This window comes from Mesorhizobium sp. M2A.F.Ca.ET.039.01.1.1, assembly GCF_003998035.1.
GTDB lineage: Bacteria > Pseudomonadota > Alphaproteobacteria > Rhizobiales > Rhizobiaceae > Mesorhizobium.
The window spans coordinates 1-13,805 of record NZ_RZRY01000102.1; the positions used below are offsets into that span (position 1 = coordinate 1).

General features: G+C 64.2%; 12 protein-coding genes and 2 pseudogenes. 7 read left to right on the top strand and 7 right to left on the bottom strand.

The features are described from left to right. The 5 genes from EOA24_RS10920 to EOA24_RS10940 form a co-directional block, all read right to left on the bottom strand. On the bottom strand, positions 1-502 hold a 502-nt coding region (locus EOA24_RS10920), incomplete at its 3' end, for an outer membrane beta-barrel protein (RefSeq protein ID WP_133374494.1). A 331-nt stretch (positions 503-833) separates the two neighbouring features. After that, positions 834-1,817, bottom strand: a complete 984-nt coding sequence (locus EOA24_RS10925) for a 2-hydroxyacid dehydrogenase (protein ID WP_127258345.1) — start codon at positions 1,815-1,817, stop codon at positions 834-836. Continuing rightward, a complete protein-coding gene (locus tag EOA24_RS10930) occupies positions 1,814-2,836 on the bottom strand; it encodes a LacI family DNA-binding transcriptional regulator (protein WP_042645188.1) in 1,023 nt (340 codons plus the stop codon). The genes EOA24_RS10925 and EOA24_RS10930 overlap by 4 nt, the downstream gene beginning before the upstream one ends. 80 nt (positions 2,837-2,916) lie before the next feature. Beyond that, the gene (locus EOA24_RS10935; RefSeq protein ID WP_189353904.1) at positions 2,917-3,801 is read right to left on the bottom strand and encodes a DMT family transporter; all 885 of its coding nucleotides are present in this window, start codon (positions 3,799-3,801) and stop codon (positions 2,917-2,919) included. A 427-nt stretch (positions 3,802-4,228) separates the two neighbouring features. Next, positions 4,229-4,636 carry a DUF2000 family protein gene (locus EOA24_RS10940; RefSeq protein ID WP_127255774.1) on the bottom strand — a complete coding sequence of 136 codons (408 nt, stop codon included), beginning with the start codon at positions 4,634-4,636 and terminating at the stop codon, positions 4,229-4,231. Between the two features lie 45 nt (positions 4,637-4,681). On the opposite strand from EOA24_RS10940, the pseudogene EOA24_RS10945 reads away from it, so the two are divergent. Continuing rightward, positions 4,682-5,544: pseudogene (locus tag EOA24_RS10945) on the top strand (AraC family transcriptional regulator). 168 nt (positions 5,545-5,712) lie between these two features. Here EOA24_RS10945 and EOA24_RS10950 read toward each other — a convergent pair. Beyond that, positions 5,713-6,186 carry a MarR family transcriptional regulator gene (locus EOA24_RS10950; RefSeq protein ID WP_126079882.1) on the bottom strand — a complete coding sequence of 158 codons (474 nt, stop codon included), beginning with the start codon at positions 6,184-6,186 and terminating at the stop codon, positions 5,713-5,715. Between the two features lie 387 nt (positions 6,187-6,573). Here EOA24_RS10950 and EOA24_RS10955 point away from each other — a divergent pair, with 387 nt between their 5' ends. Further along, a complete protein-coding gene (locus EOA24_RS10955; RefSeq protein ID WP_127409790.1) occupies positions 6,574-7,629 on the top strand; it encodes a GTP-binding protein in 1,056 nt (351 codons plus the stop codon). Between the two features lie 242 nt (positions 7,630-7,871). After that, positions 7,872-8,846, top strand: a complete 975-nt coding sequence (locus EOA24_RS10960; protein ID WP_127255778.1) for a WD40 repeat domain-containing protein — start codon at positions 7,872-7,874, stop codon at positions 8,844-8,846. Here EOA24_RS10960 and EOA24_RS10965 read toward each other — a convergent pair whose 3' ends face one another. Further along, positions 8,847-9,293, bottom strand: a complete 447-nt coding sequence (locus EOA24_RS10965) for a hypothetical protein (RefSeq protein ID WP_127255780.1) — start codon at positions 9,291-9,293, stop codon at positions 8,847-8,849. Positions 9,294-9,437: 144 nt separating this feature from the next. On the opposite strand from EOA24_RS10965, the gene EOA24_RS10970 reads away from it, so the two are divergent. The 4 genes and pseudogenes from EOA24_RS10970 to EOA24_RS10985 form a co-directional block, all read left to right on the top strand. Beyond that, positions 9,438-10,820 carry an aspartate aminotransferase family protein gene (locus EOA24_RS10970; RefSeq protein ID WP_127255782.1) on the top strand — a complete coding sequence of 461 codons (1,383 nt, stop codon included), beginning with the start codon at positions 9,438-9,440 and terminating at the stop codon, positions 10,818-10,820. Positions 10,821-10,831: 11 nt separating this feature from the next. Beyond that, positions 10,832-12,238 carry a glutamine synthetase family protein gene (locus EOA24_RS10975; RefSeq protein ID WP_127255786.1) on the top strand — a complete coding sequence of 469 codons (1,407 nt, stop codon included), beginning with the start codon at positions 10,832-10,834 and terminating at the stop codon, positions 12,236-12,238. Positions 12,239-12,326: 88 nt separating this feature from the next. Then, positions 12,327-13,562, top strand: coding sequence for a putative DNA modification/repair radical SAM protein (locus EOA24_RS10980; protein WP_126079888.1), 1,236 nt, complete (start codon positions 12,327-12,329; stop codon positions 13,560-13,562). 2 nt (positions 13,563-13,564) lie between these two features. Continuing rightward, positions 13,565-13,805 (top strand): annotated as a pseudogene (locus EOA24_RS10985) (uracil-DNA glycosylase); the annotation flags it as partial.

The following is a 13,805-nucleotide window of genomic DNA, read 5'->3' on the forward strand; positions in this document are numbered from 1 at the left end:
ACGTCCACCCTGCCTTTGTGTGGGATGAACTATCCGCCGTCGGGCCTTCTTCATAGTGGGTTTTGAAATGAGCAACCGCGAGACCGCCGGTTGCGTACAGCAATGCCGGTCCCATCGCATAGCCCAAGCGGGCTCGAAGCGAACCCTGGACATCGATCTTGGTGTCGATCGTGCCGGCAAACACCGAATCGACTGAACCGCTCATTCCGGAGGCTTCGATGTCGGCTTCGCCGCCGAGAACGAACGAACCGTAAGCTTGGTTGTAGCCAAGATGGATACCACCGAGCACTCCGTTGGATTTCCAGGAGTCGGCCCAATCCGAATTGCCACTCGATATCGACTGATCATGGCTATCGACGTGGCCCCAACCATAGCCTAGTTGGACGCCAACATAGGCGCCGCTCCAGTCATAGATCGCCGGAGCGGCGGAAAGCGCATCCGCGGCAAAAGCGCTACCCGGAAGGGCAGCAAGAATAGCAGAAGCCAACAAAATCGATTTCATGGACCCACCCCGTGTTTCGCGGCAGTGTAGACCGCTTCGATTGCAGCGCAATATAGCCGGGCATCCGGAAGATGCTTTCTTATCTGAAGTTGCACAAAAACCACGCTGGCTCCCGTCTGGTGGCCGGTGGACGCCAATGACACCCGGCAGAGCCAGCCCGTAACCAGCTTCATGCCGCTTCTCCACACTCGATCATGTATGGAGAATGATTTCAAAGCCTTAAGCGGGAGATAATGGGCCGGCTAAAGCATTAACAAATGTGGCGAAGCGCCCGGAACGGTTGAACGTTCCATAGGCTGCGAAAGCCCCCTCAGACGTCCCTGGAATTGTTTTACCCGCGCGCCTTGACGTTGATCGTCTCCGGCACGGGCGTCAGCGGCCGGCGCTCGGTGAACCAGGCGACGAGATTGTCGACGCAAAGATCCGCCATGGCGCGGCGGGTGTGGACGGACGCCGAGCCGACATGCGGCAGAAGCGAGGCATTGGCAGCGTCGAGCAGGGCCCGTGGCACGTTCGGTTCGTCGGCAAAGACGTCGAGCCCCGCGGCGGCGATGGTACCGCTCTTCAGGGCGGCCGCCAGTGCTGTCTCGTCCACCGCCGAGCCACGGCCGATATTGACGAAGACGCCGTTCGAACCCAGCGCCGACAAGATTTCGGCATTGATCGCCTTCTCCGTGGAGGCGCCCCCCGGAGCAATGCAGATCAGCGTGTCGACGGCCTCGGCAAGGCCTTTCAAAGTGGCATGATAGTCGTAAGCCAGGCCTTCCACCTTGCGGCGATTGTGGTAGGCGATCGGCAGGCCGAAGGCTTCAAGGCGGCGGGCGACGGCGCGGCCGATGCGGCCCATGCCGAAAATGCCGACGCTGCGGCCGCGCAAGGTAAGCCGGCTCAGGCGATAATTGCCCTTCTTCACCCAAGCGCCGTCGCGCAGCCACTTCTCGGCGGCGTAGAGCTCGCGCACGGTGTTGATCAACAGACCAATGGCGGTGTCGGCGACCTCCTCGGTCAAAACGTCGGGCGTGTTGGTGACCATGACGCCGCGCTTCGCCGCGTGATTGGCGTCGACCGAATCATAGCCGACGCCGAAACTGGCGATGATCTCAAGGTTGGGCAGGGCGTCAATCATCGTCGCGTTGATGCCGGCATAGGAGGCGATGCCGCGCACAGTGGCGCGTATCTCTTCCGTGACCAGCGAAGGGTCGGCACGTTCGATGCGCACAAGCTTGAACGCCTTGTCTATGCGGCTGACGGCATGATCGTTGAAATCGCCCGGCACCAGGATGGCGACTGGCAATTTTTCTTCTGCAATGGTCATGCACGCTCCACCGGCTTGCCGGTCGACTGCCGCACATGCAGTTCCGGCTTGATCAGCTCCTGCGAGGGCCGCACCGCCTGCCCGTTCAATTTGTCGAGCAAGGCGCTCGCGGCGCGGCGACCGACCTCGCGCTGGCCGTTCCAGACAGTGGTCAGGGCCGGCGTCGCGATTGCAGCCTCCTCGAGATCGTCATAGCCGGTGACTGAGATATCGACGCCGGGCACGAGGCCTGCGCGCGCGATGCCGTTCATCAACCCGATCGCGACCAAATCGTTCCAGCAGCAGGCGGCGGTGGGCTTGTCCTTCAGCGCCAGAAACTGCCCCGCGGCTTCGAAGCCGGCCTGCTTGGTGCGGGGGCCGGGAATGCGCCAGGACGGCTTCACCTCCAGGCCGGCCGCCTCCATGGCGTTGAGATAGCCCTGGTAACGGTCGCGGCCGGTCGAGGTCTGGTCGGTGCCGCCGACCATGGCGATGCGCTTATGGCCGAGCGAGATCAGATGATTGGTGGCAAGTGCTGTGCCATAGGCATCGTCGCCGCGGAACACCGGCACGTCGGCACCGGCGACGCTGCGCGCGATCAGCACCGCCGGCAGGCCGTTTTCCTCGGCCATGATGATGTCCTCGGCCGGCGTGCCGATGGCCGGCGACATGATGACACCGTCGGCGCCGAGCTGCAGCAGCGTGTCGATGAAGGTGCGCTGCTTTTCGAGCTGGTCATAGTGGTTGGACAGGATGAAGGTCTGGCGGCTGCGGTCGAGCTCGCTTTCGATCGAGCGCAGGATCTCGGCGAAGAACGGGTTCATGATGTCGTGCACGACGACGCCGACGATGCCGGAGCGCGAGGTGCGCAGCGAGGCGGCGCGGCGGTTGTAGATATAGCCGATGGCGCGCGCGTGTTCCTTGATGCGCTCCCGCGTGGCGCCAGCCACCAGCGGGCTGTCGCGCAGCGCCAGCGATACCGTTGCCGTGGAGACGCCGAGAGCATCCGCGATCGTCGAAAGCTTGATCTTCTGTGCCAGTGCCCTTCGCTCCCCAGGGTCTTCGGATCTACGTCTTTAAATTTTTTAAAACGGCCTTATGCCACCGGACTTGGAGCAAATCAAAGTTTTTTCGCCAGCGCCTCGGCCTCGGTGTCGAGCGAGGCCGAGTTGCGCACGCGCCGCCGATGCTCGCGGTGGATGATGTAGAGGCCGCTGGCAACGATGATGGCAGCCCCCAACAAGGTCCAGCGGTCCGGGAACTGGTGGAAGATCAGCCAGCCTGCGATGATCATCCACACCATCTGCGAATAAGGGAAAGGCGCCAGCTGCGTGGTGGTCGCCAGGCGATAGGCCCGGACCAGCAGATAATGGCCGCCGGCGCCGAAGACGCCCAGCATCAGGACGACGAACCATTGAAAGCCGCCGTGCGGCAGCGTGGGCGCGAAGGCAAGCATCGGGGCCAGCAGCACCGACGGCGCCAGCGCCGAGAACAATATCAGGCTCTCGGATGTTTCGGTCGAGGACATGCGCCGCGTCATGATGACATAGAAGCTGTTCGACAGCATCGAGCCCAGCGCGAAGAGATGGCCAATGCCGAACACGCCGACGCCGGGCCGGGTGATGATCAGGACACCGACAAAGCCGGTGAGGATCGCCAGCCAGCGCCGCCAGCCTGCCCATTCGCCGAGCAGCGGGCCGGCAAGGGCGGTGATGACCATCGGGCCAAAGAAATAGATCGACGTCGTCTCGGCCAGCTGCAGCGTCTTCAGCGCCAGGATGTTGAACATGGTCGAGCCGAAAAGCAGGCAGCCGCGCAAGATATGCGCCGGCAGGTTGTTGGCGCGAAAACGTGCCGGCTCGCGCCAGCCGCGCAGGAAGACGCCGACGAGCAAGACATGGACGGTGAAGCGGGCCCAGGCGACGATCAGCGCCGATACGCCGGCCAGCACCAGATATTTGCTGGAGGTGTCGAGAAAGGTGAAGCAGACATAGACGCAAAGCATCAAAAGCATCGCCGCGGGCGGCGTTGCGCTGTCGTCGTTGTTTTTGGGAATGCTCAAGGTCGGGCCGAAGGGAGGATAGACGTCCCCTTCTGCGGCAATCGCCGCTGGCCGGCAAGCTAAAAGCGACTGGCCCAACAAGCGCTTTGGACAGGCTTAGAGCGCATCGCCGTCGGCGATTGGCTTGAACGGTTCTCGCGGTTCGTCATCCACGGGCGGAGCAAGGAGCGAAGCGACGCGCGCAGACCCGAGGATCCATGCCGTTACATCGACGCTCCAGCAACGGTGCAAAATTCTGCTCCGTTGCGAACCTCGGCGAAGGTCACGGCATGGATCCTTGGGTCTTCGCTCCGCTTCGCGTCGCTACGCCCAAGGACGACGAAGTTGGCGAGGTCGCTGCTAATCCCGAACGTTCAAGACGGTATAAAAATCAGCCATGCATGCGGGCGCCCTTGGTGATCTTGTCGACCAGCTTCTTCTCGCCGCGCAGGGCGATGCCGACGACCTGGGCATCGTCCGGCGCGAATTCGGCGAAGACGGCGCGGTTGGCCACGTCGTGGCCGGTCGAAAACATCTCCTCGACATAGGCGGACGCCGTGACGCCGCGCTCCAATGAGCGGCGATAGATCGTGCCCAGCGTCGCCGCGTCGGCCGACAGGACGATGACCGGCTGGATCGACATCGGGTTATAAAGGTTGCCGGCGCGGTCGCGATAAGGCTCGCCGATGATCTCGGGAAACTGCGCGGCGATGCCGCTGGTCAGGAAGGCGGTGACGTTGAGTTTCTGCCAGACCGGCAGATCCTCTCTCAGGACAATTGCAATTTTCGTATCGAACACCAAGATTGAGACTCCGGGATGGCCCGTGACGGGCGGAACAGGGCGATGGCGCAGGCTCTAGGCGCGGAAGCGAAGCAAGGTCTTGAACGTTCGTGCGCGGAGGCGGCCAATGGCGATCGCATTGTTTCGGCGCCGGGTGGGCTGGGCCTCGAACGCATCGAGGCGCGTTTTCACGGCAACGCCTTCGAGCCGCACCGGCACGACACCTATGCCATCGGCGTGACATTGCACGGCGTGCAGCGCTTTCATTATCGTGGCGCGCTGCAACACAGCCTGCCCGGCCAGGCGATCGTGCTGCATCCGGACGAATTGCATGACGGCGGCGCCGGCACGGAAGACGGGCTGCGCTACCGGATCCTCTATCTGGAGCCCTCCCTGCTGCTCGACAGCCTCGATGGCGAGCCGCTGCCTTTCGTGCCTGACGCGGTGGTAAGCATCCAGCGCTGCGAGACACGCTGCTCTCGGCGCTGGCGCCGCTGGACGAAGAACTTGGCGACCTGTTCGTGGCGGATTTCGTCGCGCAACTGGCGCAGCATCTGAGGCGCTACGCCGGAAAGCCGGCAAAGTCGACGGGCAAGACCGCGTGGCGCGCGGCGACACTTGCGCGCGACTATCTTGCGGAGAATGCCGAACGGCCGGTGCGCTCCGATGAGCTCGAGGCCGTTACCGGCCTCGACCGCTATCAGTTATCACGGCATTTTCGCGCTACTTATTCGACCAGCCCGCACCGCTTCCTGTTGATGCGCCGGCTGCAAAGAGCGCGGCGCATGATCGCCGAGGGAGAACCGCTGGCGGAGATCGCCGCCGGAGCCGGCTTCAGTGACCAGAGCCATTTCAACAGGCATTTCAAGAAGGCGTTCGGCTTGACGCCGGGGCGTTGGGCGGCGCTGGTGAGGCGCGACGCGTAGCGTCGTCGCTTAAGGGGGAGGCGTCCGGTGATGGCCTTCAGGCGCGACGCGCAGCGTCGTCGCCCTTTTCACTAAGCCGCCGATGCCTGGGCCCGCGTGGTTGCGCGCCGATGCTGCGCATCGCGCGTCTGTCACCAACGCCGTGCAGTTGAGCGATGACGCTGCGCGTCACGCTTCATCCATCTCCGCGTCGTCGTCCATCAGGACCAGGTCTTCGTTCGACAAATTCGCCTCGATACGGGCGAGCAGCTTGAACAGCGCCTTCTGGTCCTTCTTGTCGAGCCCCTTCAGCGCCTGCTTCTCGGTCTTCTTGACCGATTTCTCGATGGCGCGGATGGTTTCGCGGCCGGACTCGGTGAGGAAGATATGCGCCTGCCGGGCATCGGCGTTGGAGGCGCGCTTTTCCAGGAAACCCTGGGCCTGCAGCCGGTTGATGGTCTTGGTGATGGTCGGCGGACGCACACCGAGCCGGCCGGCGAGGTTGCCGGGGGTCTGGCCATCCTCGCGATCGAGCGCCAGCATGATCTGGTCCTGGCCGGCGTAGAAACCATGCGCCAGAAGCCGCGCCGCGAGCGCCGTTCGGGCCAGCCTCGCCGCCGAATGCAGCCGGCTCATTGTCGCAGTCTTGTCCGCCTTGGCCATGGCCATTCCCTCTTCGGCCGAACCGGCGCGGCCAGCATAGAGGCTGTCCGGCGGTTGGCAAATGACGATCCCTAAGAAACCGGCTTGCGGAACGCTTTGCCGGCAAGCATTGCGGTGCCCGCGCAGGTGATGCCAGATGTTTATTTCAGTTAGATGACAAACGACTTTTGAGGAGCGGAGATTCACAGCGGCAACGGGGAACGGCCGTTGGGAGCGCACGCGGTTCCCCGTTTGGTCGGCCTCGACCGCCCCCAAACTCCCTCCTCGCCGCCATCCCCGTCGGGGGGTCCGCCTGGCCCATCGGTTTGACACGTGCAAAAGCGCGACGCCCATCCTATATGAGGCCGACAATCCAGATTTTTCGAGACCAAGATTTCGAGGCAAGCCATGAGCGATGCACAGACGCAAATCCCCGTAACCGTTCTCACCGGCTATCTCGGCGCGGGCAAGACGACGCTGCTCAACCGCATCCTGTCGGAGAACCACGGCAAGCGCTACGCCGTCATTGTCAACGAGTTCGGCGAGATCGGCATCGACAACGACCTGATCGTGGAATCCGACGAGGAAATCTACGAGATGAACAATGGCTGCGTGTGCTGCACGGTGCGCGGCGACCTGATCCGGGTCGTCGAGGGCCTGATGCGCCGGCCCGGCCGCTTCGACGCCATCGTCGTCGAGACCACCGGCCTCGCCGACCCGGTGCCGGTGGCGCAGACCTTCTTCATGGATGACGACGTGCGCACCAAGACCAAGCTCGACGCGGTGGTGGCGCTGGTCGACGCCAAGCACCTGCCGCTGCGCTTGAAGGATTCCAAGGAGGCCGAGGACCAGATCGCCTTCGCCGACGTGGTGGTGCTGAACAAGACCGATCTCGTCACGCCGGAAGAACTGGAAAAGGTCGAGGCGACGATCCGCGCCATCAACCCGGCGGCAAAGATCCATCGTACGCAGAGGTCCGGCGTGGCGCTCGACGAAGTGCTCGACCGCGGCGCCTTCGACCTGTCGCGCGCGCTGGAGAACGATCCGCACTTCCTCGAGGCGCATGACCACGATCACGACCATGAATGCGGCCCGCACTGCGACCACGACCACCATCATCATGACGGCCACGATCACCATCACCACCATGCTTCCGACATCCATGACGTGACGGTGAAGTCGGTGTCGCTGCGCGGCGGCGAGATGGACCCCAAGAAGTTCTTCCCCTGGATCGAGAAGGTGACCCAGATGGAAGGGCCGAACATCCTGCGGCTGAAGGGCATCATCGCGCTCAAGGGCGACGAGGACCGCTACGTGCTGCAGGGCGTGCACATGATCCTCGAGGGCGACCACCAGCGCGCCTGGAAGGACGGCGAGAAGCATGAGAGCCGGCTCGTGTTCATCGGCCGCGATCTCGACGCCGAGCGGCTCAGGAAGAGTTTTGAAGCCTGCCAGGCGGCTTGATTTCCTGACCTTCAGGCGCTAGCGCTGCCCGTTCTTCGCTTCTCCCCTTGTGGGAGAAGGTGGCCCCGCGAAGCGAGGTCGGATGAGGGGTGCTCCAGCTTGGCAATGCCGGCGATCCGTCCAACACGCCCTTATCCGTCTTGGCGCTGCGCGCCAATCCACCTTCTCCCACAAGGGGAGAAGGCAAGGTCGCACCTAGCCGCACCGGCTTCGTGCACAGAAGCCCGAATGGACAATCCCTAATGCCCACAGTCGCCCCGCTTGATCTCGAAGGCCATTGCGTCGCCGCCGTCTTCCTCAACGACGTGCCGCATTTCGCGCTAGCGGACGGCGCGATCCATCGCCTGGACAATGGGCAGAAGACGGTGCAGGCCAATGACGGTCTGCTTGCCGCCTTTCATGATGCGGCCAACGACCGGCTGATCACCGGCGGTGAGGACGGCAAGGTATTTGCCGTGAAGGCCGGCGGCGAGGTGAGCGAACTCGCAAGCGCTGGAAAAAAATGGATCACCAGCGTCGCCGCAGGTCCGCAGGGCGCGATCGCCTATGCTTCCGGCAAGACCGCCTTTGTGCGTTTCGCCGACGGCAAGATCAAGGAATTCACCCACCCGCGCTCGGTGGAAGGACTAGCCTTCTCGCCCAAGGGCATGCGTTTTGCCGTCGCCCGTTACAATGGCGCGACGCTGCATTTTCCAGCGGCTGAGGGCAAGCCGGTGGAGCTCGAATGGGCCGGCGCCCATACCGGCATCACCTTTTCACCGGACGGCGCTTTCCTCATCACCACCATGCAGGAAAACGCGCTGCATGGCTGGAAGCTCGCCGACGGCAAGCACATGCGCATGTCAGGCTATCCCGGCAAGGTGAAGAGCCTGTCGTGGAGCGTCAAGGGCAAATGGCTGGCGAGCTCCGGCGCGCCGGCGGCGATCGTCTGGCCGTTTCAAGCCAAGGACGGGCCAATGGGCAAGGCGCCGCTGGAACTCGGCACGCGCGGCAACACGATGGTGACCTGCGTCGCCTGCCATCCGAGCCAGGACGTCGTGGCCATCGGCTATGAAGACGGCATGGTGATCGCGGCGCGCTTCGCCGACGCCAAGGAGGTGCTGCTGCGCCGCCCCGGCAAGGGCGCCATCACGTCGATGACGTGGGACAAGGAAGAGCGCCGCATCGTCTTCGGAAGTGCTGCCGGCGACTGCGGCGTTATCGATATCACCGCCTGACTATTCCGCGCCGCAGGACACATCGCCCTTGAACTCGACGGGGTCGCTGCTCACGCCGGCCGTGCCGTCATAGACCGCGAGCGTGTAGCGCCCGTCATAAGTGCTTTCGTCGCTGGCCTTGGTCAGGATCGTCAGCTCCACCGAGCGGTAGGTGTCCTTGGCTTCGTGCTCGCGATAAACGAGCAGCCGCAACTCCTCGCCGTCGAGCCAGTATTGCGTAAGGTTCTGGTCCTCGAACACCGTCTTGCGCAGGCTGTCGGTGGCGGGACGGGCCTTGATCTCCAAGTCACCGCGGAAATTGAAGGTCGGCCCGCCCAGGCCACGGGTCACGCCGGCGTCGAGCTGGAAGGCGACCTTGGCGTCATCGACCGAGCACCAGAGGGCGCCGGAGGCGAAACCGCCATTCACTGACGCAAGAAGCACTGCCCCGCAAAGAACTGTCCGCATTTTCCCCTCCTCCATGCCTGCCCGCAATGAGGCCCTGACGGAGGTGCCGGGTCAAGAGCGCTGAGCCAACGCCCGCCGCCGGCGCGGCCAATTGCGGTTTTGCTAGCCGGTTGGCAGAGTGCCGCGCGAAACACAGGGGTTTTCATGCAGGCATCGGACAGTTCCAGGAATTCCATCGGCGGCATCGACATCGCGCGCATCGCCGAATTGCGCGAAGGGGAAGCGGCCGCCTTCCGCAAAGCGCGGCCGAAATCCGAGGCGAAGCTTGGCAATGGCATCGCCGGCTTCCTGGGCGGCGTGCCGATGCATTGGATGATCGACTGGCCGACACCATTCCCGATACTGGTCGACGGCGCCAAGGGCGCCACCATTACCGATATCGACGGCAACAGGCTCGACGATTTCTGCCTCGGCGACACCGGCTCGATGCTCGGCCATTCGCCGCCGGCGGTCGCGCGCGCGATCCGCCGGCAGGCGGCGCGTGGCCTGACATACATGCTGCCCAGCGAGGATGCGCTGGCGATCGGCCCGCTCCTGCAGCAGCGCTTTGGCCTCCCCTACTGGCAGATCGCCACCACCGCCACCGACGCCAACCGTTTCGCGCTGCGCGTCGCCCGCGCGGTCACCGGGCGCGAGAAGATCCTGGTCTTCAACGGTTGCTATCATGGCTCGGTCGATGAGACGATGGTGCGGCTGATCGACGGCAAGCCGGCGAACCGGCCTGGTTTGGCCGGCGAATTCCGCGATCTCACGCGGGCGACCAAGATCGTCGAGTTCAACGATGTTGCCGCATTGGAAGCAGCGCTCGCGGACCGCGACGTAGCCTGCGTCATCACCGAGCCGGTGCTGACCAATTCCTGCATGGTGCTGCCGGATGCCGGCTTCCATGACGCGCTGCGGCGGCTGACCCGCGCGGCCGGCACGCTGCTCCTGATCGACGAAACCCACACCATCTCCACCGGCCCGGGCGGCTATACGCGCAAGTACGGGCTGGAGCCAGACCTGTTCGTGCTCGGCAAGCCGGTGGCCGGCGGCGTGCCGGCGAGCATCTGGGGGATGAGCGAGGAGGTCGCCACGCGTTACGCCGCCTATAACCGGACCAAGGAGCCCGGCTATTCCGGCATGGGCACGACGTTGTCGGCCAACCCGCTGCAGTTCGCGGCAATGCACGCGACGCTAGAGGAGGTGATGACGGAGCAAGCCTACGCGCATATGGACCGGCTGGCGCGCCGGCTCGATGCGGGGCTGACCGCCGTCATCCAGCGAAACAAGCTGCCCTGGCATGTCGCGCGGGTCGGCGCGCGCGTCGAATTCATCTGCGCGCCCGGACCGCTGCATAATGGCGCCGAGGCCGAGAAGGCGCATGCGCCGGAGCTCGAAGCCGCCATCCATGTCGCGCTGGTCAATCGCGGCGTGCTGATCGCGCCGTTCCACAACATGATGCTGATCTCGCCGGTGACGTCTTCAGCGCAAGTGAGCCGGCTGATCGCCGCCTTCGCCGCGGTTGCGGCCAGGCTTACGGCGTGAGAAAAGCGGCCATGGACAATCCGAACGCCGTAACAACATCGCCTTCCGGGTCGACGCCCGCCGAGGCGAAGGCCTTTCTCGACGCGCATCCGGAGATCGAGGCGTTCGACATCGTGCTGACCGACGCCAACGGTATCGGCCGCGGCAAGATCGTGCGCCGCCATGAGCTGATGGGGATTTTCGAGAACGGAAGGCACCTGCCTATCTCGATCCTCGGCCTCGACATCACCGGCGAGGACGTGCACGAGACCGGACTGGTGTGGGATACAGGCGACGGCGACCTCAGGGCGTGGCCGATCCCGGGCACGCTGGTGCCGCTCTACGGCACCAATCCGGCGCGCGGCCAGGTGCTGATGTCGATGTACCATCTCGACGGCCAACCGATGACCTCCGACCCACGGCTGGTGCTGGCAAGGCAGGTGGAATTGCTGGCGGCGCGCGGCCTGCATCCTGCTGGCGCTTTCGAGCTGGAGTTCTTCCTGCTGTCCAACGAGCGCGACGCGGATGGCAAGGTGCAGCCTGCCCGCGCGGTGCTCGACGGCCGTCGTTCGGCGAAGACCGAGGTCTATTCCGTCGACCATCTGCATGGCATGGAGCCGCTGTTCTCCGACATCTACGCGGGGGCCAAGGCGCAGGGCATTCCGGCCGAAACGGTCATTTCCGAATACGCGCCCGGCCAGTACGAGCTGACGCTCAACTACCGCAAGGACGTGATGCGCGCGGCTGACGACCTCGTCATGCTGAAGCGGCTGGTCAGGGCGCAGGCGCGGCGGCACGGCGTCACCGCCTGCTTCATGGCCAAGCCCATCGAGTCCTATGCCGGCTCCGGCATGCATTTCCACGTCTCGCTGCAGGACGATGCCGGCCGTAACGTCTTCACCGAGGCCACCGGCGAGAAATGGTCACCGAAGCTGCTCAACGCGCTTGGCGGCCTGATCCACACCATGGCGGAATCGATGCTGGTGTTCGCGCCGCACGCCAATTCATGGCGGCGCTTCGTTTCGCAATCCTACGCGCCCGTGGCGCCGACATGGGGCGTCAACAACCGCTCGGTGGCGCTGCGCGTGCCGGCGGGCGACGCCAGGAACCGCCGCATCGAGCACAGGCCGTCGGGCGTCGACGCCAACCCCTATCTGGTAGCGGCGACGGTGCTGGCCGGCATCGTCAAAGGGCTCGACGAAGGGCTGGATCCGGGGCCAGAGACCACCGGGAACGGTTACGAGCAGCCGAGCGAAAGATCGACCATGCCGGCCGACTGGCGCGCCGCGATCGAGGCGGCCAGGGGATCCGATTTCCTGAAATCGGCGCTGGGTCCCGACCTGCACCGGACCTTCGTGGCGATCAAGCAGGCCGAATATCTGCGCGTCGCGCGCACGGTCAGCGAATTGGACTACCACCTCTATCTGCACGAGGTGTAAGGCGGACGACACGCGCGTGGCGATCACGTTTTGCCGCGGACAATCAAAAGTTATAGCCAATTGCATTTCTGGAACATATCATGAACAAATGGCTGTGCTTTCCGTCCGCGAGAAACTGGCGATCCTGTCCGACGCCGCCAAATACGACGCTTCCTGCGCATCGTCCGGCTCGGCGAAGCGCGACTCGCTGAGATCGGGCGGCATCGGCTCGACGGAGGGTTCCGGCATCTGCCATTCCTACGCGCCGGACGGGCGCTGCATCTCGCTCTTGAAAATCCTGCTCACCAATTTCTGCATCTATGACTGCAGCTATTGCATCAACCGCTCGTCCTCGAATGTGCGGCGCGCTCGCTTCAGCGTCGATGAGGTGGTGAAGCTCACCATGGATTTCTACCGCCGCAACTACATCGAGGGGCTGTTCCTGTCCTCTGGCGTCATTCGCTCGCCGGACGAGACGATGGGCGAGATGGTCGAGGTGGCACGCAGGCTCAGGATCGAGGAAAAGTTCGGCGGCTACATACACCTCAAGACCATCCCCGAAGCGTCTGCCGAACTGATCGAGAAGGCAGGGCTTTATGCCGACCGTTTGTCGATCAATGTCGAGCTGCCGACGGACGAAGGCGTCAAGAAACTGGCGCCGGAAAAGAAACCGGAAACGATCCGGCTTTCGATGGCCAAGCTGCGCCGCAAGATCGAGGAGAAGGCCGAGCCCACTTTGCAGAGCCGCAGGCGCGAGCGCTTCGCCCCGGGTGGCCAGTCGACGCAGATGATCGTCGGCGCCGACACGACCTCCGACGACGGCATATTGCGCGCGAGCGCCCGGCTCTATGGCAGCTATCACCTGCGCCGCGTCTACTACTCCGCGTTCAGCCCGATACCCGATTCAACATCTTCGCTGCCCTTGCAGAAACCGCCGCTGATGCGCGAGCACCGGCTCTATCAGGCCGACTGGCTGATGCGCTTCTACGGCTTCTCGCAGCCGGAAATCCTGGCCGGCAGCAATGACGGGATGCTCGACCTTGCCATCGATCCCAAGCTCGCCTGGGCGCTGCGCAATCGGGGCCGATTCCCGGTCGACGTCAACCGCGCCGAGCGAGAGGCGCTGCTGCGCGTTCCCGGGCTCGGCACCAAGGTCATCGACAGGATCGTCGAGACGCGCCGTCACCGCCGGCTGCGGCTCGAGGATGTCGGCCGGCTCTGCCATTCGATCGCCAAGGTGCGGCCCTTCATCGTCGCGGAAGGCTGGTCGCCGGGCGCGCTGACCGACAAGGCCGGCTTGCGCCAGGCGATCACCCGCTCCTGCGAGCAGCTTTCCTTGTTCTGACCATGGCAAGAACACAGCTCAACCTCGCCGCTCATGTCGTCCGGCTCGGCAGCCAGACCGATTTTGCCGGCTGGCGCGACGCGGCGCGGCGGCTGGCGACGAACGATATTCCGCCGGAAGATGTCGCGTGGCAGGTCGAGCCGGATCGCGAAGATGGCGCCAGCGATTTGCCGGCTGCGCAAGACGATGCGCGACTGGTCGTGCCGCGGGACTTAATCGAGCGAGCCGAGACGGCGATCTGCC

Bases quoted from the DNA above. Each gene is read 5' to 3' on its own strand.
- EOA24_RS10980 (WP_126079888.1), top strand. From the start codon at position 12,327: ATGGCTGTGCTTTCCGTCCGCGAGAAACTGGCGATCCTGTCCGACGCC.
- EOA24_RS10960 (WP_127255778.1), top strand. From the start codon at position 7,872: ATGCCCACAGTCGCCCCGCTTGATCTCGAAGGCCATTGCGTCGCCGCC.
- EOA24_RS10970 (WP_127255782.1), top strand. From the start codon at position 9,438: ATGCAGGCATCGGACAGTTCCAGGAATTCCATCGGCGGCATCGACATC.
- EOA24_RS10975 (WP_127255786.1), top strand. From the start codon at position 10,832: ATGGACAATCCGAACGCCGTAACAACATCGCCTTCCGGGTCGACGCCC.
- EOA24_RS10965 (WP_127255780.1), bottom strand. From the start codon at position 9,293: ATGCGGACAGTTCTTTGCGGGGCAGTGCTTCTTGCGTCAGTGAATGGC.
- EOA24_RS10935 (WP_189353904.1), bottom strand. From the start codon at position 3,801: ATGCTTTGCGTCTATGTCTGCTTCACCTTTCTCGACACCTCCAGCAAA.
- EOA24_RS10955 (WP_127409790.1), top strand. From the start codon at position 6,574: ATGAGCGATGCACAGACGCAAATCCCCGTAACCGTTCTCACCGGCTAT.
- EOA24_RS10925 (WP_127258345.1), bottom strand. From the start codon at position 1,817: ATGACCATTGCAGAAGAAAAATTGCCAGTCGCCATCCTGGTGCCGGGC.
- EOA24_RS10950 (WP_126079882.1), bottom strand. From the start codon at position 6,186: ATGGCCAAGGCGGACAAGACTGCGACAATGAGCCGGCTGCATTCGGCG.